We start from the raw sequence: 21,757 nt of genomic DNA on the forward strand, positions 1-21,757 counted from the left end.
GCCTTTAAACTTATACTAAAAACTCAACTTAAAAACACTTAGTTTTTTAAGCCAAACATAACTAACGCTCAATAACCTAATAATAAAAAATTCAATAAATAAATTAAAATTTATTATCTTTAACTGAAATATTATTAATTAGTGAGATCCAACGTTACATTTTAATCCTATATCTTCTACTATCTTTTTAAGTTCTAACATAACATCTTCACTTGGTGTTTTAATATTATCATTTACATTATACTTTCTTCCTAAACATTCATATTTGTTTAATCCAAACTTATGATATGGCAATAAATGAATTTCTTTTACATTACCTAATGCTTTTGTAAACTCAGCTATATTATAAATACTTTCTTTATCACAATTAAATTCAGGAATAACTGGTACTCTAACAATAGTGTTTATTCCTAAGTCTGAGATTCTTTTTGCATTTTCTAAAATTCTTTTATTACTTGCACCTATATATTTCAAATGTTTCTCTTCATCCATTGTCTTAATATCTAAAAGTACTAAATCAACCCAAGGCACTATTTCCTCTACTATTTTTCTATTTATATATCCAGTAGTTTCTATAGTAGTATGAAATCCCATGGTTTTACATCCTTTTAACAGTTCTAAAGCAAATTCTTCTTGCAGTAGTGGTTCTCCTCCTGAAAGAGTAACTCCCCCATTTGAATGTCTAAATTGAACAGAATCCTTGTTTAATTCATCTAAAATTTCTTTAACACTCATTTCTTCTCCTGAAATAACAAGTGCTCCTGGATAACAGCTTTCTACACACTCTCCACAATTAACACACTTGTCTTTATCTATTCTATTATCAAGGTTGAAATTAATGGCATCCATTTTACACATAGTTTCACATTTATGACATGCTGTACAATTTTTAACATTGAAAAGCAATTCTTTATTTCTATTTTGAGATTCTGGATTGCTACACCAACTGCAAGATAATGGACATCCTTTTAGAAACACTATAGTACGTATACCAGGACCATCGTTTACTGAAAATCTTTGAATGTTAAAGACAGTTCCTTTTTTTTTAAAATCCACTTGGTTTTTTAGCATAGCTTTTTCCTTTCATTTTAAAGAGTATTTATTTCATATCTTAGTTCTGTTTTAAAGAAAATAATAAATTAAATATACTAGCATACTGACTAGTTATTTTTTTGAATATGACTAATTCTATTAAAACAGAACCTTACTATGATCTAGCTATTATAAACTTTGTTCTGTTCTCTTAATAATATCTTCTTGAACACCCTTGTCTAAACAAATAAATTGTGCACTGTATCCTGCAACACGCACTATTAAATCTCTGTATTGTTCTGGATGTTTTTGAGCTTCAATAAGAATCTTCCTATCTACTACATTAAATTGTATGTGCATACCCTTTTTATCAAAATAACTTCTTATTAAAGAACCTAGATTTTTTAATCCATTATCTCCTTGTAAAGAACTTGGATTAAATTTTTGATTAAATAAAGTACCACTTGGTGCAGAAAAATGATCTAACTTTGCTACGGAATTTGCAGCAGCGGTTGGTCCTTTAATATCTGCTCCTCTAGTTGGAGATACCCCATCTGCTAAAGGTTCATATGCATTTCTACCATCTGGAGTTGCTCCAACTAAGCTTCCTAAATGCACATTATTTGAAACTGGATACAATCCTGGAATAAATTTTCCACCACGTTGATTTGTGTATTTTTCAACTTCTTTACAATAAATAAGTGCTCCTTCACATGTAAATTCATCAACCTCATCTATATCATTACCAAACTTAGGTGCTCTGTGAAGGATTAATTGTTTTATATCTTCATATTCAGATTTTTTACTTAAATCATTTTCCTCTTCTCCAAAATTACTGTTAATAGCTTCTTTTAGCTTATCTAAAGTAATTTTATGTTCATCAAATATAAGCTTTTTAATAGCCATAAATGAATCCCCTACATTTGCAATTCCAACCCCTAAAGGTCCTGAGAAACGATAATGTCCGCCACCCTCTTGAATTGATTTACCTTTACTTATACAATCATCAAGCATACAAGATAAGAATGGAAGAGGTGCTCTTTCAGCATGCGCAATATCAACACAATTGTCAGCTGCAACCATTTGAGATACAAAATATTCAGTTTGTTTTTTATATGCTTCTATAAATTCATCTATATTAGTAAATGAATTAAAGTCACCTGTCTTAGGACCAATTTGATTTCCATAAGCCTTACCATTATTTATGCATAGTTCTAAAATTTTTGCTAAATTAAAGAATGCTGCATCATACCATCCATCGGTTTTTCCTGGTTTTTGTGGCTCAACACATCCTACAATTGCATAGTCTCTTGCATCTTCTAATGTTAATCCTTGATTAACTAACATAGGGATAACAACTTCATCATTATAAAATGCTGGAAGCCCTGTTCCTAAACGAGTTAATTCACAGGTTCTAATTAAAAATTCCTCTGGGGTCTTACTCCATATTCTAACTGAAAGTGAAGGTTGAGGTAACTTTAAGCTTCCAGTAGCTTCGAGACACATATAAGATAGTTCATTAGTAGCATCTCTTCCCTCTGGCGTTTGACCACCTACAATTAAATTTTGAAACATTGAATATCCACTAAAAGCTTTTGTTGTTGTTTCATCACGAACCTTAGTAAGGTCATTAAACTTAACCCATAAACAATGAAGTATTTCTCTGTTTACTTCTTTATTTTCCATTTTAGTGTCTATATCATTTTTATAATAAGGATACATATATTGATCAAAACGTGCTGGAGATATAGCATGTCCATTAGATTCTAAACTAATAATTATTTGTACAAACCAAAATGACTGACATGCTTCATGAAATGTCTGTGCTGGATTTTCTGGAACATTATCACATACTCTAGCAATATTTAACAATTCATTTTTTCTAGTATTATCTGTTGTTTTTTCTGCCAATTCCCTAGCTAATTTGGCATATCTTTTAGCATAGTTTATTGCAGCATTACAAGAAATGATTATTGAATCCCAGAATATTTTCTTTTTAACATACTCCGGATTAGTTGTATCTGCATTTTTTATAGCTTCTTCAGTTTCTTTAATAATTCCTCTAAAACCCTTTTCTAATACTTTAGAGTAATCTACTGAAACATGTCCTAAACCATTAAAATGATAATTTGCAACTGTAAATACTTTTGCTCCCATGGCATTAATAGTTTCATCTGACATATAAGATGAAGCTAATTCGCTTACAGTTTTACCTTTCCAATATTTAAAAACTTCTTTAAGTTTAGATTTTGTATCTTCTGAGATCTTAAATAAATCTGATGTTCTTTTTTCAAGTGTATCAAACTCATCTACCAACCATTGATTTGAAAATTCAGGGAACACTTGAGATGATCTAGGATTTTTAGTTAAACTACCCACTATAAGTTCATCATCTCTAATTATTATAGGTAACTCATTTAACATCTTTTCAAGTGCTTTAGCCTTACGGATAATAACAGGTTGATTTTCAGTTTCCTTAAATGATTCAGTTAATATTATGGCTCTATCTGCCTCAATACACGGAACTGCTGAAAGTATTTCATCTTTTAGTTTCCTTACTCTTTTACTAGGTTCCATAAATCCTTTTGCTAATATATCCATTTTTATCCCCCTTGTCTTATAATATATTTTTATAATTAGGCACATGAAAGAAAATAACAAGTATATTTTTTTGAATGTGCCTTAAACAAGCATCTAGGCTATATTAGGAATACGTTTACCAGTTTCCAATAGTCTTATCTACTTCTTATATATTATAATACAGGTTAATTTGCATATTTTTTTAATACTTATCTGTCCACTTCTGTTATATTATTTTTCCAAATACTATAATAATTAATATTTTTCATGATTATTATAGTAAATTTTTAATCTTCGACTATACTTTTATGCCAAATTTCTCTCTATACTCTGAAGGAGTAATTCCCTCCATTTTCTTAAATACTTTACAAAAATAGTTTGGTTCATTATATCCCATATCAAATGCTAAATCATTTATACTAATACTAGTTTTTTCTAGCAATCTTTTTGCTTCCTTTATCCTTATTTCTGTTATATATTTATTAAAATTAACCCCTACATATTTTTTAAAACTTTTACTGAAATATGTGTTGCTAAAATTCATATAGTCAGCTACATCCTTCAATGTTATATTGTTTTTAAAGTTTTTTTCTATATACCTTACTGCATGTTTTAACTTATCTTCATTAGATAAATCTTTTCTTAAAAAATATTCTTCATTACTTTTAATATACTCATCTAATATTTCTATTACTTTCTCTGGTTTAATTGGTTTTAACAAATAGTCATCAACCTTTATTTTTAATGCCCTTTGTAAAAATTCAAAATTATCATAAATACTCATCAATATTATTTTTTTATCTTTATCTTGTTTCTTTATAATTTTGGCTGCTTCGAATCCATCTATGCCAGGCATTATTGCATCCATAAAAATTATATCTGGATTTAAAGTATCATTCATTTTAATAACTTCATCACCATTATGTGCTACTCCAACAACACTAACATTCTTAATTTTTTTATCTATAATCATTTTTAAAGCTTCAAGTTCTAACTCTTCATCATCAGCAATTATAACCTTACACATATCTTGCCCCCCTATTTACATTAATTAAATAAAAATCAAACTTGTCACTTGCAATATATCACTACTATAAACTTATATCTCTAATATAAAGTGATTCTTAGGTTCAGATATAGTTTAAGAACTTATCCTTAGATGTGGTTACTGTTCATCAGCACCTAAACATCAGATAAAGGAATTTTTAAAATAATTGTAGTTCCTACATTAATCTCACTTGTTATTTGAGCTTTATAATTTTCCCCATAATAATCAATTAATAGTTTATTAGAATTATATATTCCTGCTTCTAAAGAACCTCTTTTACATTTTCCATTTAATATTAAAAATAATTCATCTTTAGATATTCCTATTCCATTATCTTCAATGGAAATAAAGGCATTATTTTCATTACAATATCCTTTAATCTTAATAGTTCCGCCTTCTCTTTTAGGGCATAAACCATTTAATACAGCATATTCTATAAATGGTAGTAAAACCATAGTAGGTATTTTAAGTTTATTTAGTGTATCATCTATGTTAATCTCATAGTGTATTCTTTCTCCAAATCTTGTTGATTGTATCTTTAAATACACACTAATGTTTTCTATAACTTTTTCTAGAGAAACTAAATTCTCTATATTTTTAGAGTTATATCTAAATAATTCTGATAATAAACAAATCATTTCTTGGGTTTTAGGTGCATCTTCTATTAATGCAAGACTAGATATTACGTTTAATGTATTAAGTACAAAATCATCATTTATAGGAGTTTGTAAAGAATTTAATTCGGAAACTTTAAGCTGTTGTTCCAATTTTGTTTTTTCTTCTTTTTCTCTAAGCAATTTAAGATTATTAAAACTTAACTCCTCTTGTATTGAACTTAATTCTGACTTTTCAACTAATAGTTTTACTACTATATCAACTAAAGAATAAATAGATTTAATTTTAGAATAATCAACATACTTAGTTTCGTTAAAATCATTCAATAATTCAGGATTTATTTTGCACATCTTAGAATAATAATTTGATTTTTTAATAGGTTCAAGGTTATTTTTATTGGTTCTAACCTGACCAAAAAAAACAGCACCAAGGTAGTTATTATTAACGATAATAGGAGTCGCAACATCTACTAATCCTGCTGGACACTTAAAAACATATGGTTCTTGCCTTATGGCGGCTTCTAGCCCTGCATGGGCATTTGCGTCATAACATATTTTCATTCCCTCTGGAGTGCTTCTCATTTTATTACAAAAACTACAAAAGTTTGAATAGCTATTAATAGGATTACCTTTAAAATCAACTATATTATAAGCAAGACCTGTAATTTCTGCCAGCCTATCTTGTATACACTGTAACAATTTAACATCTATTATTTCATTTAAATTTTTACTATTAACCACTATAAATCAACTACTTTCTATAAAGTATAATTATTATTCTAACATACTATACAACAAAAAAATTGACTTTTAGAGAGCTTTAAAAATCCTCTAAAAGTCAACTTTCATTGTGTTATTTATAAAAATTTTCTATAACATTATACCAGTGGCAATTATAGCACCTACTTACCAAGTTTTTACCACCATCTCCACCCCTCCATCTTGTAATGTTAGGGTTATCACATCCACATATAGGTAATGCTAATGTTTTCACCGGTTTCATAAAAGTGCACATTCCTAATGCTAAAGCTACTACTATTAAAACAGTTGATACTCTTTTAGTTATTTTTTTCATAACTTCGCCTCCTTAATATTTATCCATATTTAACTATATAAGTAATTATATTTCAAAATAATTAAGTTTATGTACATTTTAAAGATTATTCACCTAAAAATTCCATTAATTTGTTATATAAATTTTTAGCATCATCATATCCTTGTTCATAAGCATTATTTAATTTTTCTGTATTTCTTTCAAGTCTACCTATATTTAACGGTTCACTTGGTCTTATTATAAAACACTTTCCTTCTTTCTCTAATTCATCTAAAAGTTCCAATGTTTCATTATAAACCTCATGTCTTTTCTCTAAAGCTTCTATAAGTTTTGGGAACCTCTTATATTTTCTTCTTATAAAGGATAATGCTTTATTTTTTCCTTTTGTATAGCCTTTATGTTGGGTAAGAACAATTACATGTTTTTCATTTCCATCCTCTATAGATTTTTTTATTGGGATAGGATCTGTTATACCACCATCTAATAATTTTTTACCTTCATATTCCACAATAGGAGCTACTAAAGGTAATGATATTGTAGCTCTTAATGCATCGAAGCCATTATCTAAATCATTTAAGTTATAATATTCTGGCCTTCCTGTTTCACAATTTGTTACTCCTACAACTAAAGTTGCATCATGTTCTTTAAACTCTTTATAATCAAATGGATCTAGCTTATTTGGTATAATATCAAATAACATATCCATGCCAAAAATAGATCCCGTTTTCATTAAATTTCTAAAACTCAAATATCTCTTATCTCTTATATAATCTATATTTACTCTATAATTTCTTTTATACTGCTTAGACAGATATGAAACTGTTTGGGTTGCTCCTGCTGAAACCCCTATACAATATTTCATATCAATATCCTTCTCTAAAAACAGATCTAATACTCCTGCTGTATAAACTCCTCTCATTCCCCCACCTTCAAGGACAAGTGCTTTTTTATCCATACCTATTCCTCCATTTTATTCCTCTTTTATCTATATAATTATATCACTTAGGCATCTTAATACAAAATCACTAAACCCTATATAGCCATATCTTTTACTAAACAAAACAAGCTCACTCTAAAACGAAAGAATAAGCTTGTTTCAATTTTTTAATATATATAAATGACTACGCCATTCTTTAACCCTATCTTTATATACGAAAAAAACCTATAAGAGAAACCCTTATAGGTTTGAAGTTACAAATATTATCTATCGTATCTTCTGTTGTTGTTTTGTTGTTTTCTTGCTCTTCTGCAATCAACACATCTAGTTGGCTCGTTATCGAATCCTTTTTCTTTGTAAAACTCTTGTTCTCCTTCAGTGAATACGAACTCTTTTCCACAATCTCTACATACTAAAGTTTTATCTGTCATATTAAATTCCTCCAATTAAAGACTTATTTATATTAACCAATCCTTAAATGGAGAGAGTTAGTATCAATTAAATCTTTATTTCTTATTTTTTTTTTGTATTGCTACCCACTTAGTATATCACAGGCCCAAATTATGTGCAAGAATATTTTACAATAATTTTGATTAAAATTATTGAGTATCCATAGGTACTTCAAAAACCTCTAAAACGAATATAAATAGCGGTATTCCAAATAATAATCCCCATACCCCTGCAAAGTGTTCTGAAATTATAAGAACCACAAAAGTATAAAATACAGGCAGTTTTGTTTTAGATGCCATAAGTTTTGGATTTAATACATAACTTTCAAATGCATGTACTATGATTATCATAATAAACACATATGCCACGTACACAAACCCTCCAAAATTAAATGCAACCAAAGATAAAGGAACTAAGGATATCATTACCCCTGCAACAGGTATAAGCCCTAGAATCATTATCATTATCCCAAAACCCAGTAAATTAGGGAATCCTATAATACTTAGAAATATAGTAGATATTATCCCATTAACGAGTGCTATTATTACCTGGACCTCTATAACCTTTCCAAAAGAAGATAGAAATTTAACACCGAAAAATTCAACTTCTTTATATAAAGGATACATTTTGCTTTGCTTCATTCTTAAAGTAAACCTAATCACTGTATCTTTTCCCAACAAGAAAAATAAAGTTAAAATCAATGACAATATAAAGTCTACTCCAAATTTACTTATATATGTAATAGATGTTGTAATATAATTCAAGCCTTGAGCTGAGAATATAGATTCATATGCATTATCTATTATCTTTTGAAAATACTTGATAATTGCACTGCTACTTCCACTTACATACAGCCCATTTATCTCTTCTACTATTTGTTTAGTTTGTTCAATAATCAGTGGTAAAAAATCCACCATTATAAAAACAATAGTAGCCACAAAGAAAATAAATATTAGTATAATCTTAATCTTTGAATTTATTCTTATATTTTTCCGTTCTAAGAAGTTTGTTAAAATATTTTCACATCTATTTATAAAATATATAAACACAAATGTCATAAGTATTAGGTTTAACATACCTTTCATTAAAAACAGTAATATAATAACTCCCAATAACACTAAAAGTCTGTTAAAACTTTGTTTTTTAAAGAATTGAACAATACTATTCAACCTAGTCATCTCCCTATGTAAAAAATTACTTTATAACTTTAAATATACAAATTTTTTATAGTATTAGCAATTCAAATTTCAAATTTAATGATTTATATTTAATTAATTCATAAATTTCTCTCTTTTTTAAAATAAATCTTTATAAATACTTAATTATTTTTAAGTTTAATGTTAGAATGTACTTGTACATAGAACTTATTGAATGTTACAACAATTTTAAAATTTAGTTGTATAATGTATATGTACTTATTTCATATATTTTTAGGAGGGTTTTATTGATGAGTAAAAATGTTAATATCGATTGGGGTAATCTTGGTTTTAATTACATTAAAACAGACCTACGTTATGTTTCAACTTGGAAAGACGGAAACTGGGATAATGGAAATCTTGTAGAAGATAATAAGCTTGCTATTAGCGAAGCTTCAACTGCACTACATTATGGACAACAATGCTTTGAAGGCTTAAAAGCTTATAGAACTAAAGAAAATAAAATCCAATTATTTAGACCAGATCAAAACTCAAAAAGATTAAACAACAGCTGTAAACGTTTATTAATGCCTGAAGTTCCTGAAGAAAAATTCATAGATGCTTGTAAACAAGTTGTTAAAGCAAATGAACACTTTGTACCACCTTATGGAACTGGTGCTACACTATACTTAAGACCAATGGTTATAGGTGTAGGGGATAACATGGGTGTTAAACCTGCTCCAGAATATATATTCTGTGTATTCTGTGTGCCTGTTGGACCATACTTCAAAGGAAAAATGGCACCTGTAAACTTTATGATAGCTGATTACGATAGAGCTGCTCCTCAAGGAACTGGAGCTCAAAAAGTTGGTGGAAACTACGCTGCAAGTCTTTACCCTCACTTATTAGCAGTTAAAAGAGGATTTGCTGATTGTATTTACTTAGATCCAGCTACTCATACAAAAATAGAAGAAGTAGGAGCTGCAAACTTCTTTGGAATAACTAAAGACAATAAATTTATTACTCCAAAATCACCTTCTATACTTCCAAGTATAACTAAGTATTCATTATTATATATTGCTAAAGAATACTTAAAAATGGATGTTGAAGAAAGAGATGTTTTAATCGATAATATCTCTGAATTCAAAGAAGCTGGTGCTTGTGGTACTGCTGCTGTTATAACTGCAATAGGAGGAATTGAATATAAAGAAAACCTTCATGTGTTCCATAGTGAAACAGAAGTTGGCCCTATAACTAAGAAACTTTATGATACACTTTGTGGTATTCAAATTGGGGAAGTTGAAGCTCCAGAAGGATGGATATACGAGGTATAAATTTAATATACATTAATAAGAAATGTGAAGCACTTAGGGTCTTCACATTTTTTTCTTATCATATAATTCTTTATATTGAAAAATCATGTAAACTTAAATTGCAAATTTTTTCACTAAGAATACTTACGGTTTATCTAATGGCTAGCACCTATAACCCTCTGTCCTCTTACAATGCGTGGGATAAACAATAAACTTATATGGCTTCAATACCTCAATGATGATAAAGAAATAATTATAACTAAAAATATCTTAATGCATGGTACAATTCCATTTGTATACACTAAATTTAAGAATTATAAGATAAATATGGCTATATTTATTTAGTATTAATCATAATGAAGAACTATTAATTAAGTTTTAGTACAACCTATTTACATTCAATTACATATTTAATACAATTTATATAGAGGAATGCATATATGATAGTTGTATCCTTTTATACAAAATTGTAACAGGAGTTGGTTTTATGAAAAGTTTTATAAATGGAGATAAGGTGGTTTATTACTTAAATTAAATTTACAGGTATTAATCCACCTTTATTTCTATAAGTAATTTTTTATATTGAAAGGTGGAAAATAAGATGAATTTAAAAAATATACACACAAATAGGTTAATATTAATACCTATAACATTGGAAATAACTAAATCTTTAATAAATGGAAGTAGTAAAGAAATTGAGAAACTTGGAATTAAATGTGATAAAAAATGGCCTACAAAAGATACAATGGATATTTTACCCATCATAAATAATTCATTAGAAAAGAGTAAAATATCAACTGGATTTGAAACTTGGATGATAGTAGACAAAAATAATAAGAGAATAATTGGAGATATAGGTTTTCATGGAAGACCTAATGAAAATGGCGAAGTTGAGGTTGGATTTGGATTAGTAGAGCATGAAAGAGGAAAAGGTTTTGGTTCTGAATCCTTAAATGCCATTATGGATTGGTTAAACTTTCAAGAAAGTGTTAAAGTTATTAATGCTGAGTGTTTGATTAGCAACAAGCCTTCTGCTCGAATATTAAAAAAGGCTGGATTGAAAGAAGTTAATAGAGATAATGAATTAATTTACTGGGAATTTATTAAATCAGTATGCTAATAACCTGATTTAATAAAATTTTTGAGTATACGAACAAATAGATAATCCGTTTTCGGATTACCTATTTTAAATGCGTAAATCAACAATTTAGTCTAACAGAGCCCAAAATTAAAAGTGAGGCACAAGCTTTAATCGGTTTTATTTTCCAAGTATTTCTTCAGCAATTATTTTCTCAAGTTTATCAAATTCCATATAACCTTGAGAAATTAATGTATATTTATCATCTTTATCTACCACTACGCTTGGAAAACTTTGAACACCTAGTTGGCTTATAAATTTAAAGTAGTTCTTAGTTATGGTTTCTATTTTTTGTGAGTTAAAATGTTCTTTAAAAGTTTCTTTATCAATTCCAAAACTATTAGCTATATCTGAAACTAAGTCTAAATCATCGAGACTTTTTCCATAAACATATACTTGTTCTTGTAATTTTTTTACAAACTGAAACAAAACATCTTTATTTATATTTTGTACAACAGCAATTGCTTTTTAACCAGGCATGCTATCTAAAATAGCCTCTTCATTTTCTAAAATATTCTTTTCAAAACCTTCTCCAAAATGTTTATTAGTTAAACTTTCAATTTGCTTATTATGAGATTTAATATAAGAAGCTAACTCACTATTCATCTTTTTAACATTTTCATCACGCCACATTCCACCAGGTAAAATAGTAAATTCAAAATCTTCCTTATACCTATCATTTATTTTTGTAATAACATCACTAAAACCGTAGCACCATCCACACATTGGATCCATAATATAATATATTTTATTTTTCATTTAATTTTCCTCCTTGTATCTATCAGACAAACCATTAAAAATTTAACCTATACTTATATATTCTCTAATACTCAATATTAATTATTATTTAATATTTAATAAACTTACTTTATGTAAGTATAATACTATAAGTAAGTTATATCGTCAAGCTGTTTTTTATCTCCTGCTAATCTTTCAATTGTTAATATATGATAGTTATATACTTATATGTTTCTCCTAATATCTTTACAAATGGTATATATTCAGATAAAATATAATTGCAAACGTTTGCACTACTTTTGATTTAATAATTAAATACAAAAATAAATTTATTATAACTATAAAACTATCTTATTAAATATTAACGAAATTTAAAGGGGGGCAATCTATGAATACTAAAAGAAAATCTTTAAAAACATATGGAAAGGTTATTTTATGTTTTCTACTCTCAATTTCTTTAAACTTATCATTTAGTTCTAAAACATACGCATCATCTATTAATTCTGATTATAATTCTTTTGTAATGGCACCACTTGAAAAAATAAAGGATTGGAATGAATTTAAGAATCAATTAACAACACTTAAAAATAATGGAGTGTATGCTCTTACTACAGATATATGGTGGGGTGATGTTGAAGGCAATGGTGATAATGAATTTGATTGGAGCTATTATAAAAAATATGCAGATACTGTCCGTGATTCTGGTTTAAAATGGGTACCTATTCTTTCTACTCATAAATGTGGTGAAAACGTAGGTGATCCTGCTAATATACCATTACCATCTTGGTTATGGTCAAAAGATACTACCGAGAACATGCAATTTAAAGATGAATCAGGAAATTTCAATAATGAATCTCTTAGTCCATGGTGGTCTGGTACTACTAAACAATATGATGAGCTTTATGCATCTTTTGCTTCAAATTTTAGTAATTATAAAGATATAATTGTTAAAATTTATCTTTCTGGAGGAGCAGCAGGTGAATTAAGATTTCCTTCATATAACTCAAAAACTTATCCTAAAAGAGGAAAATTACAATGCTATAGTCAAGCAGCCGAAAAAGATTTTCAAAATGAAATGAAACATAAATACAGTACTATTGCTCTACTTAATAATGCCTGGGGTACAACCCTACCTAGTTTTGATGAAATTACCCCCCCAACAGATGGAGATAATTTCTTTATAAATGGTTATAAATCAAAATATGGTGAAGACTTTTTGACTTGGTATCAAGGTGTGCTTTCAAGACATTTAGGTAGTATAGCAGCTAAGGCACATAAAAATTTCGATTCAGTTTTCAATGTTAGAATAGGCGCAAAAATAGCAGGTATTCACTGGCTTATGAATAGTCCAACTATGCCACATGCAGCTGAATATAGTGCTGGTTACTACAACTATAGCACCCTACTAGATCAATTTAAAATATCAGATTTAGACTTAACCTTTACTTGTCTTGAAATGGATGATTCTAAAATAAATACTAATCCTTATTACTCTGCTCCAAAAAGCCTTGTAATAGAGGTTGCTACTTTAGCTTCATCAAAGGGCATAAAACACTACGGAGAAAATGGACTACCTATTTGTAACAATAATCAATCGTACCAAAATCTTGGTGAAATGCTGTTTAATTATAAATTTTCAGGATTCGCACTTTTAAGACTTTCAAATATCGTTGATTCAAATGGAAATGCTACACCTGAAATGAAACCATTTAAAGATACCTTAATAATGAAACCTGTACCTGTAAACTTTACAGTTAATGATGTTAATACCACCTCTAATGAAAATATGTATATAACTGGTGATAGATGGGAAATGTCTAATTGGACTACTGGATTATATCCATTACAACTTAAAAATAATAATGGCAAATTTGAAGGAACTACGTATCTTGGAGCAGGTACCACTTATCAATTTAAAGCCATCAAAAAAGATTCAACTGGAAATATAACCTGGGAAAGTGGGAACAACAAATCTTATACTGTTCCATATAGTGGAGGTTCCTATACTTGGAACTTAAATAATTAAATGTAAAGACCATATTATATAAAAAATAAGAAAGCAAGGCACATGAAATAAAATAACAAGTCAAATATACTAGCATACTGACTTGTTATTTTTTTGAATGTGCCTAAAACTACAAAATAATTTTACTTGCTTATTTATTAATTACTAATCCACAACTCCTTAAAGTTAAAATAACCTCTTAAAAACTTTTAACTTGTCATTATCATGAGTTTTGGATCTTGTTACTAAATTAATTTTATTATTTAATGTCTACAGTTCTTTCAAGAAGTACCTCCTGTCCAAGGTTATCATAATTTGTCTCAATTGATCCATCATGATGTTTAATAGTCTCTTTCTTAATTAATTTATCTCTATATATTATTATTTTTACGCTTTTAATATCTTTATCTAATGAGCTAAAATAACTTGTTTGATGATTATTGTCTATTTTACCACTATAATTCTTAAGTTCATTGTTTTTATCATCAACTATTATTATTCCGTAGCTTGAGTTAGTAGGGTTAGTAGTTTTTATTATTGTCTGAATAGGAGTAATTAACATAGAATCTAAAGAGAATCCATTATATTCATAGTTTAAATCTATATTTTTACTTATAGTCTTATCAACTTTAACTGGTACTTTAAATGCCCATGTACCTTTAAAATTCTGATCTTTTTCTCCTTCTTTTAAAGCACCTGTGCCTATAGACTTTAACTTAACTTGAAAATCAAATTCATCTGGTATATCGGTTTTAAGAGAATTTAAATAATATCTTTCCATTCCAATAAATGTTTTATCATCTATAAATCCACCTTCCAAACCAGCAAATCCCGTATTGTCTAGCTCCTTATCTGAAAAACTCACTTTATTGTACGCTTCTTTAGTTAAAAGTTGATTCATAGTTAATGGGGAGTCTCCCCATGATGTATATTTGAATGGCTTTTCACTTTCAACTATATAAGTAACGTAAAGACCTTCTCCATCACACAAAATATCTGACAATGTAATTTTTACATCTTTATCTGATACTGTCTCATTAACAGAAGTAGCATATTGGGAATAATCCCCTGGGAAAATAATGTTTTTTTCTATAGCTTCAAAGGCACTTCCTATAAAAGGAATACTTGAAGCTAATGCGGGATTTACAATTCCAAATGTTAATATCATTACTAGACATGCTACTATAGTTCCAATAATTATTTTCATTTTCTTATGTTTCTTTCTTTTAATTTCTCTTAAAGCTCTTTCTATTCCTTTATCTATAGAATCATCAATATTAAGTGGAATCTGTATATTTGAAAATTCATTTTTATTCATTTAGATAGCCCTCCTTTAAAATTTTACTAAGGATATCCCTTGCTCTTTTTAAGTAGGTCTTAACCGTATTTTCAGGTATGTCCATAACTTTTGATATATTTTCAATGGTCATATCATTAAAATACTTTAATATGATTACTGTTTTATAGTTATCTCTCAACAAATCATAGCATTATATAAATCTAATTTCTCCTCTAAATAAGCCTCTTCATAATTTGTTACGACTTCATCATTAAATTGCACTACCTTGCTATCTTTATTTATAAAATCTATAGAGCAATTTATAATTATCCTAGTTATCCAAGTCTTGAAATAATTAGAATTTTTTAATTTTCCTATATTAAGTAATGCCCTATAAGTGCATTCTTGTAATATCTCTAAGGCATAATCTTCATTTTTTACATAGCTATAAGCTGTTCTATATAAATAGCCTTTGTGCTTCTTAATTAATTCACTAAAAGATTGTTTATCTCCATAAATAGCCTTATTTATAAGATAATCTTCATCATTGCATTTAAAATTTAATATTTTTAACTTTATATTATTCACCCTATTCACAATGCCTTTCTACATATTAAAACTTTTAACATCGATGTTACACCTATTAGACTATTACTACCTGTATAAGGTTTCAAGTTTTTCAATTTTATTTACACCTAATTTTTTATATAAAACTAAGCCAGGACATACTTCATTGCCCTGACTCCTAATATATACATAATTAATGGTACTATATATATTATTAACACAGTGACAATGGCCATTCACATACCCAGAGAGCCAAATTTATTAACGTGCTTTCCAAAATCAGCTAAAGCCGATAATGAAATAGCTAAAGATCTTAACACATCTAGACAAGCTGTATATAAAATTAGAATTTTAGCTCTAAAAAATTTAAGAAATGAATTGTTAGATTTAAAAGGAGGAATTGCTTAATGAGAGACGAAATTTTAAGAATGGTTTCAACTGAAGGTGTTTGGGCTTTATTAAGTTTTTTACTTATTTATTATATTTTACAGATGCAAGGAAGGCGAGATTGTAAACAAGAGGAGAGAGAAGAACAGTATAGATCTTTGCTTTTGGAATTAACAGACAAATTTGAAAAACTACATTTAGATATAACAGAGATTAAAAACAAAATGAATTTTTAAATCTACTAAAAGTAATATCTGTATTCCTTTGATTTACAAGTCAACTTATTCTACAATTTATATTGAGCAAAAAAATTTACAATGCTTTTAAAGTTAAAATAAAAATTAAGGTTACAATATGAAAACCTCGCAATTAAATACGAGGTTTTCATAAAAATATTTTTTTAAATTCTCTGTTTTTATTATAATTTAGGAGAATTTTATTTGCTCTTAATACGATATTATAAAATATTAACTTATATTTATTTTGCTTTCATATCCGTATTTTAACTTTTACCTATTTGATTAACTTTCTTCACAAAATCATTATATGATAAATCTTTTGCATCTCCCCATAGCTTAGAGCTAAATGCTGGTAATGCATCAATAAAACGAGAAAATATATCATTATCAGTCATATGATTATCTTTTTTATCAATCATATCATTCCAAATAGCATAAGAAGAGCCTAACATCTGTTCATGCCCTGCCGGTATCATAGTATTTCCCATAACATTAGGTTGCCAACTATTGTATAAGAATTCTTTGTTTAAATAATCATAATAATAACCTGCTCCTGGAACAATATATAAAGTTCCATCAACCATATTAATTAAATCGAACCCATCTTCAAACATTTCCTTAGGATTTGAATATCCAGTGTTCCAAATATTCATTTGAACATTTTTAGAACGAACAGGTGTATTACCTGAATATACTGTTAAACCTCCCCAGAGACGTACTGTACGACCTTTTTCATTCTGCATAAAGCCTAACAAATCATCTGTATATTTTCTGAACTCTTCTTTATAACCACCATCATATTCATCTGTTCCTATATTTACAACTGTATCCTTATCAAATATTGGATTATCTCCATCTAAATATTCATTCCATAAATTTTTAACGAACTTTAATGTTTGAGAATTATTAATATTAAGGTGGTCAACTGAATTTCCTAGTTTTAAATCTGGACGCACTTTTATAAATGCTAAAGAGTGAGCTGGTGTATCAAATTCAGGAACTATATTTACACCTATATTTCTTGAATCTCTTATAAATTTATTAAACTGAGCTTTAGTATAAAAGGTATCTTTACTAGTTAAATCAGCTTTGTTTAATCCATTATTTCCACCTTTTTTAATATTTGATTCTAGACGGAATCCTGAATAAGCATTTATTGGATTTTCACCATTTTGAGTATAATCACCTAAGAAAATATAATTATCATTTAAGTGAATTTGAAAATCATTCATTTTATACCAGGCCATTGTTTTAGCTGTTTTATATAGATATTCTAATGAAAATGGTTTTCTACCAACATCTAACATAAATCCACGAACTTTATATTTAGGATAATCTCTTACTATACCTTGAGGAATAGTTGTTTTGTTTTGCTGTAATATTTGTAATATACTTCTAGTTGCCCAAAAAGCACCAATACTATCTTGAGCTTCTACCTTAACCAAATCAGTAATGGTCATTAGATGACCTTCTTTTCCTAATCCTTTATCATTTGTAGATAATGTAAAGTAAAGGTCACCTGGTGAAGGAGAAGTAGATTCTACAACGCTAATATCTCTATTAGTTATTTCTTTATAATCCTTAGCAAAGGTACTAGCCATCTTACTTAATTGATTCTTATAAGCTGGGTCGATTACTATTTTGCTAGAATCACTAATATAGAAATTATTTTTACTTCCAAACCACTCCCTAACTTCTGGTATTACTACTGGTTTTGAATTTGAACCACTTTGTTGCTTGTATTTTCCAGGAACTATAATTTCCATAGGATCGGTTAAAGCGTTCTTTCCATCTTTAGAAATTTCAAATGTAACAGAAATCTTGGTATCGACAATAGGTTTATGAATTGTTAGATCTTTATCAATTACCTGTTCATAATCCGCTCCAACAAATTTTATATTATATCCTTCTGCAACTTTTGGCATAGTTAACTTTTCGTCATCTGGACCTACTTTTGGTGGTGATATATTATCTAGAATATCTTCTACTGATGCTTTTAAATCACCAGAATATACTGAAAATTCTAATATAGAAACATTGTTCCAACTTATTCCACCAATTACTTGATCAGCTTGTGCATGAGATTTAATAAGTACTCTAATATATCTTCCTTCTACAGGCCTATCTAATACTATTTTATTACTTAAAGACTTAGGATAAGTATTTATCGTCTTAACGGTTGTCCAATTCCTATCATCATCAGATATCTGAATAGAATAATTAGTAGCATTTCTTCTTTCCCAATCAATAACCACTGTCTTAATTGTACTTCTTTTTTGTAAGTCTACTCTTAACCATTCTTCATTACTTCTTACTGCACTTGCCCAACGACTATCTTGATTTTTAACTCCATCAACAGCCTTTTCTGGAATCAAATTATTTGCCTCTTGACTTGATGCAGTTGCAGGTTTATTTAATGCTATATTTTCAGTTGAATATACAGTTCCACCAGTCTCTGTATCTAAATTACCACCATATACTTCAAATTCATATACTGAAACTGCATTCCAATTTACACTCACTTTACCTTGAGGAGATCCGCTTGCAACAAAATTAGCAATATATAATCTTACATACCTCGCCGAAACAGCTTGGTCTAAGATGATTTTTTGGGTATAATCTACTGGATAATTTTTGTAAGATTTAACTTCAGTCCAGTTTTCCCCATCATTTGATGTTTCTATACTATAATCAGTTGCATTTTTACGTTCCCATTCAATTACAAGCGTTTGGAATTTTTTAGCTTGACCAAAATCTAAAGCTAAATATTTAGGCGATATTCCTAAATCACTTGACCATCTAGATTGTTTGTTATTTGTAGTTTCTCCTCTGTTAACTATTCCATCAATAGCTTTATTCGGTCCAAAAATTGATGGGTCTTCGCTTCCACTTGCACTTACCTTAGCACTTTTTGCTAAATTAATATTTTCTGAATCTGTATTTGTTACCGTACCAATAACCTCAAATTCATATAATGATATCGATTTCCAATTTATATCTCCACCATCATACTCAGTTACAGATAACTTTACGTATCTACCTGAAACAGCTGAATCTAATTTAATATTAGTTCTTAACTCAGTAATATTTAATTTATTAGGTTTTGAATATACTTCAGTATAATTTATATTATCATTAGATACTTTAATATTGAAACTTTTAATATTAGTTCTTTCCCATTCAATATTAAACTCATCAAATATTCTTTCTTTTTTTAAATCTACAGTTAAAACTCTTTCCTCATTCCCTACATCGGTAGACCACCTTGATTGTTTACTCTTCCCTCCTTCATTTCGATTAGTAATACCGTCTATTGCTTTATCAGGTCCCCATATATTTTCCTGTCCTGATTCAATATTACTTGCAGTAGCAATGCCTTCTAAAGCAAAATTTACACGTTGATCTTCTGAATTAACTTTTGTTTGTGCTCTACTTAATACTGGAATATTGAAAAAAATAAAAGTAACTATCATAAACAAAGTTAATAATGATTTGGTTTTTTTCCTCATATGTATACTCCCCTACTATAATTATTTGTAAAAAACAGGTATAATTCACCCCTTAACAGTATAATTTTCTATTTTTACATAAACTATAAAAGTCAAATATTTGGTATCTTATAGATTATATAAGTTGATTATTTGTTAAAATAATAACAAATAAAAGAGAAACATAACAACAATTAATTTTATATACAAATATTAAGACCGAATTTATATAATAAACAATAAATTATACTGCTATGACTTTATTATTTATAATATCAAAGTAGTACAAGCTATGCAATGTTTTAGCAATAATTATTTACCTAAATTGACTTAGGACAGTTCTTCTCTCATAAATTTAGACAATACTAATTTAAGCTATCTTAAGATAAAAATAATTTCTATTTTAAGATAGCTTAGTGAAACTTAGTATATATTTGATTTTTCTATATTTTACTTTCTAATTTTAATAATTTCATTAATTTTTGAATACTTTAGTTTATTTAATTTTGATTACATTTAGTTAAATTGCATCTGCTTTTTTAAAGCCCATTAATTTTCTTAATCTATACCAAATAATTATTGAATTTTAATTCTATAATCTAGCTATTCTAACTCATTTATATTTAGCTTTAAATAAATTATTAGATACTAACTCTTTAACTAAATCTTGATTTCATTATTATAATTAAAACTATAGCTATTGCTATTAGAATAGAAGTCCTAAGCACAAATTATAAAGCTTTTTCGCCTTTGGTAGATAGTCTTTTTGTTCAACGTTATATTTAAATCTTTCTACTATATCATCTATTGATTCTTCCATATGCTCCTCTATAAATATTGCATATTCATCTCCTTCCTTAGGTGTTACTTTAATATTTTTCTTTTATCAGTTTTAAAATAAGTTACTCTTTTAATTTCCTCATTATAAAATATTTTTACTGGCTTATTTATCACTTACTAATCTCCTACTTGTCATTAAGCTAGGCTTGTCACCTTTGAAGCCTTTAACCTTTTACTCATATAAACCTTTGATAATTTTAAAACAGCATAAGACCCAAATATTATTGTATAAGTACTTAACTTTAGCCAGTCCATGCTTTTACCATTTAATAATATTAGTAAAACATGGATATATGCTAAAAAATAAAAAAGATATGACCATCTCTGCAACTTTTTCCATTGTGTTGCTTTCATTTTTCGTCTTACTTTTTTAAATGACGTAATAAATAATGGTATCATTAAAATAAAAGCTATAATTCCAATTACTATAAAGCTTAAATATGTTATCGGAAAAGGTTTTTGTGCAAAGGCCTTTGGAATAGAATAAATTATAAAACGAACTAAATATATAATGCCATGTGGCAACATAAGTATTGATGCTATAATAGCTAATTCAGCTCTTATATTTAGTAATTTTCTTGTTATCGACCACTTTGTGTTTAACGCTCCAGCAAACATTACTAAAACAAAAAATGCAATTGAAAATATGCCCTTTATTGATGCTTTTTCAAAATAAGAAATAAGCCCATACAACTTCATATCTGAAGTCATCCTTAAAATTTCATATCCTATTGTACTAATAGCTATTATTGTAGCTATAGAATAATAAATATGGTTGTTTTTTTTAATACTTTTTGTAAAGACTAAAGCTAGTCCTATTACAAAGATTAATGAGTAAATTAAATTCATATTAACTCTCCTTTAATATCTATTGATAACGAATATCAATATCATTTTACTTGAATATTTTTA

The 21,757-nt window shown here is 27.9% G+C and carries 18 protein-coding genes and 1 pseudogene; 5 read left to right on the forward strand and 14 right to left on the reverse strand.

The genetic code is table 11. The annotated features are described in order from the left end of the window. Positions 1-138: 138 nt before the first annotated feature. The 8 genes from BM119_RS12825 to BM119_RS12860 form a co-directional block, all read right to left on the reverse strand. Positions 139-1,071, reverse strand: a complete 933-nt coding sequence (locus BM119_RS12825; protein WP_090042040.1) for a glycyl-radical enzyme activating protein — start codon at positions 1,069-1,071, stop codon at positions 139-141. A gap of 150 nt (positions 1,072-1,221) precedes the next feature. Then, positions 1,222-3,633: a glycyl radical protein gene (locus BM119_RS12830; RefSeq protein ID WP_090042042.1), complete on the reverse strand. Its 2,412-nt coding sequence runs from the start codon at positions 3,631-3,633 to the stop codon at positions 1,222-1,224. A 277-nt stretch (positions 3,634-3,910) separates the two neighbouring features. Continuing rightward, complete coding sequence (locus BM119_RS12835) at positions 3,911-4,639, reverse strand: response regulator transcription factor (protein ID WP_090042044.1); 729 nt, start codon at positions 4,637-4,639, stop codon at positions 3,911-3,913. 155 nt (positions 4,640-4,794) lie between these two features. After that, entirely contained in the window at positions 4,795-6,015 is a 1,221-nt protein-coding gene (locus BM119_RS12840) for a sensor histidine kinase (protein WP_090042046.1), read from the reverse strand. A gap of 112 nt (positions 6,016-6,127) precedes the next feature. After that, on the reverse strand, positions 6,128-6,349 hold the full coding sequence (locus BM119_RS12845) for a hypothetical protein (protein WP_090042048.1): 222 nt from the start codon (positions 6,347-6,349) through the stop codon (positions 6,128-6,130). Positions 6,350-6,434: 85 nt separating this feature from the next. Beyond that, positions 6,435-7,283, reverse strand: a complete 849-nt coding sequence (locus tag BM119_RS12850; protein WP_090042049.1) for a patatin-like phospholipase family protein — start codon at positions 7,281-7,283, stop codon at positions 6,435-6,437. A gap of 245 nt (positions 7,284-7,528) precedes the next feature. Continuing rightward, positions 7,529-7,696, reverse strand: a complete 168-nt coding sequence (locus BM119_RS12855; RefSeq protein WP_090042051.1) for a zinc-ribbon domain-containing protein — start codon at positions 7,694-7,696, stop codon at positions 7,529-7,531. Between the two features lie 168 nt (positions 7,697-7,864). Beyond that, entirely contained in the window at positions 7,865-8,884 is a 1,020-nt protein-coding gene (locus tag BM119_RS12860; RefSeq protein ID WP_090042052.1) for an AI-2E family transporter, read from the reverse strand. Between the two features lie 278 nt (positions 8,885-9,162). Between BM119_RS12860 and BM119_RS12865 the strand changes: the two genes are divergently transcribed. Beyond that, a complete protein-coding gene (locus BM119_RS12865) occupies positions 9,163-10,185 on the forward strand; it encodes a branched-chain amino acid aminotransferase (protein WP_090042053.1) in 1,023 nt (340 codons plus the stop codon). A 580-nt stretch (positions 10,186-10,765) separates the two neighbouring features. Continuing rightward, complete coding sequence (locus BM119_RS12870) at positions 10,766-11,284, forward strand: GNAT family N-acetyltransferase (RefSeq protein WP_090042055.1); 519 nt, start codon at positions 10,766-10,768, stop codon at positions 11,282-11,284. 138 nt (positions 11,285-11,422) lie between these two features. Here the strand turns inward: BM119_RS12870 and BM119_RS12875 are convergent, their stop codons facing one another. Both BM119_RS12875 and BM119_RS12880 read right to left on the reverse strand, forming a co-directional pair. Next, entirely contained in the window at positions 11,423-11,731 is a 309-nt protein-coding gene (locus BM119_RS12875; protein ID WP_177199418.1) for a DsbA family protein, read from the reverse strand. 39 nt (positions 11,732-11,770) lie between these two features. Further along, positions 11,771-12,061, reverse strand: a complete 291-nt coding sequence (locus BM119_RS12880) for a thioredoxin domain-containing protein (protein WP_090042057.1) — start codon at positions 12,059-12,061, stop codon at positions 11,771-11,773. Between the two features lie 367 nt (positions 12,062-12,428). On the opposite strand from BM119_RS12880, the gene BM119_RS12885 reads away from it, so the two are divergent. Next, on the forward strand, positions 12,429-14,066 hold the full coding sequence (locus BM119_RS12885; protein ID WP_090042059.1) for a family 14 glycosylhydrolase: 1,638 nt from the start codon (positions 12,429-12,431) through the stop codon (positions 14,064-14,066). A gap of 238 nt (positions 14,067-14,304) precedes the next feature. Here BM119_RS12885 and BM119_RS12890 read toward each other — a convergent pair whose 3' ends face one another. After that, the gene (locus tag BM119_RS12890; protein WP_090042060.1) at positions 14,305-15,363 is read right to left on the reverse strand and encodes a DUF4179 domain-containing protein; all 1,059 of its coding nucleotides are present in this window, start codon (positions 15,361-15,363) and stop codon (positions 14,305-14,307) included. Continuing rightward, positions 15,356-15,903 (reverse strand): annotated as a pseudogene (locus tag BM119_RS12895) (sigma-70 family RNA polymerase sigma factor). Before BM119_RS12895 ends, BM119_RS12890 begins: the two are co-directional and overlap by 8 nt. Before the next feature lie 216 nt (positions 15,904-16,119). Here BM119_RS12895 and BM119_RS12900 point away from each other — a divergent pair. After that, the gene (locus BM119_RS12900; protein WP_090042062.1) at positions 16,120-16,299 is read left to right on the forward strand and encodes a hypothetical protein; all 180 of its coding nucleotides are present in this window, start codon (positions 16,120-16,122) and stop codon (positions 16,297-16,299) included. Then, on the forward strand, positions 16,299-16,514 hold the full coding sequence (locus BM119_RS12905) for a BhlA/UviB family holin-like peptide (protein ID WP_090042064.1): 216 nt from the start codon (positions 16,299-16,301) through the stop codon (positions 16,512-16,514). Before BM119_RS12900 ends, BM119_RS12905 begins: the two co-directional genes overlap by 1 nt. Before the next feature lie 266 nt (positions 16,515-16,780). On the opposite strand, the gene BM119_RS12910 is transcribed toward BM119_RS12905, so the two are convergent. Both BM119_RS12910 and BM119_RS12915 read right to left on the reverse strand, forming a co-directional pair. Further along, positions 16,781-20,026 carry a discoidin domain-containing protein gene (locus BM119_RS12910; protein ID WP_090042066.1) on the reverse strand — a complete coding sequence of 1,082 codons (3,246 nt, stop codon included), beginning with the start codon at positions 20,024-20,026 and terminating at the stop codon, positions 16,781-16,783. 954 nt (positions 20,027-20,980) lie between these two features. Further along, positions 20,981-21,694 carry a ferric reductase-like transmembrane domain-containing protein gene (locus tag BM119_RS12915; RefSeq protein ID WP_090042068.1) on the reverse strand — a complete coding sequence of 238 codons (714 nt, stop codon included), beginning with the start codon at positions 21,692-21,694 and terminating at the stop codon, positions 20,981-20,983. Positions 21,695-21,757: the final 63 nt, after the last annotated feature.

The organism is Clostridium frigidicarnis, assembly GCF_900111985.1.
Classification (GTDB): domain Bacteria; phylum Bacillota; class Clostridia; order Clostridiales; family Clostridiaceae; genus Clostridium_Z; species Clostridium_Z frigidicarnis.

What these genes read in the sequence shown, in the direction of transcription:
- BM119_RS12915 (WP_090042068.1), bottom strand. Translation starts at nt 21,694, where the DNA reads ATGAATTTAATTTACTCATTAATCTTTGTAATAGGACTAGCTTTAGTC.
- BM119_RS12845 (WP_090042048.1), bottom strand. Translation starts at nt 6,349, where the DNA reads ATGAAAAAAATAACTAAAAGAGTATCAACTGTTTTAATAGTAGTAGCT.
- BM119_RS12865 (WP_090042053.1), top strand. Translation starts at nt 9,163, where the DNA reads ATGAGTAAAAATGTTAATATCGATTGGGGTAATCTTGGTTTTAATTAC.
- BM119_RS12910 (WP_090042066.1), bottom strand. Translation starts at nt 20,026, where the DNA reads ATGAGGAAAAAAACCAAATCATTATTAACTTTGTTTATGATAGTTACT.
- BM119_RS12880 (WP_090042057.1), bottom strand. Translation starts at nt 12,061, where the DNA reads ATGAAAAATAAAATATATTATATTATGGATCCAATGTGTGGATGGTGC.
- BM119_RS12900 (WP_090042062.1), top strand. Translation starts at nt 16,120, where the DNA reads ATGGCCATTCACATACCCAGAGAGCCAAATTTATTAACGTGCTTTCCA.
- BM119_RS12905 (WP_090042064.1), top strand. Translation starts at nt 16,299, where the DNA reads ATGAGAGACGAAATTTTAAGAATGGTTTCAACTGAAGGTGTTTGGGCT.
- BM119_RS12830 (WP_090042042.1), bottom strand. Translation starts at nt 3,633, where the DNA reads ATGGATATATTAGCAAAAGGATTTATGGAACCTAGTAAAAGAGTAAGG.
- BM119_RS12835 (WP_090042044.1), bottom strand. Translation starts at nt 4,639, where the DNA reads ATGTGTAAGGTTATAATTGCTGATGATGAAGAGTTAGAACTTGAAGCT.
- BM119_RS12885 (WP_090042059.1), top strand. Translation starts at nt 12,429, where the DNA reads ATGAATACTAAAAGAAAATCTTTAAAAACATATGGAAAGGTTATTTTA.
- BM119_RS12825 (WP_090042040.1), bottom strand. Translation starts at nt 1,071, where the DNA reads ATGCTAAAAAACCAAGTGGATTTTAAAAAAAAAGGAACTGTCTTTAAC.
- BM119_RS12890 (WP_090042060.1), bottom strand. Translation starts at nt 15,363, where the DNA reads ATGAATAAAAATGAATTTTCAAATATACAGATTCCACTTAATATTGAT.
- BM119_RS12870 (WP_090042055.1), top strand. Translation starts at nt 10,766, where the DNA reads ATGAATTTAAAAAATATACACACAAATAGGTTAATATTAATACCTATA.
- BM119_RS12850 (WP_090042049.1), bottom strand. Translation starts at nt 7,283, where the DNA reads ATGGATAAAAAAGCACTTGTCCTTGAAGGTGGGGGAATGAGAGGAGTT.
- BM119_RS12855 (WP_090042051.1), bottom strand. Translation starts at nt 7,696, where the DNA reads ATGACAGATAAAACTTTAGTATGTAGAGATTGTGGAAAAGAGTTCGTA.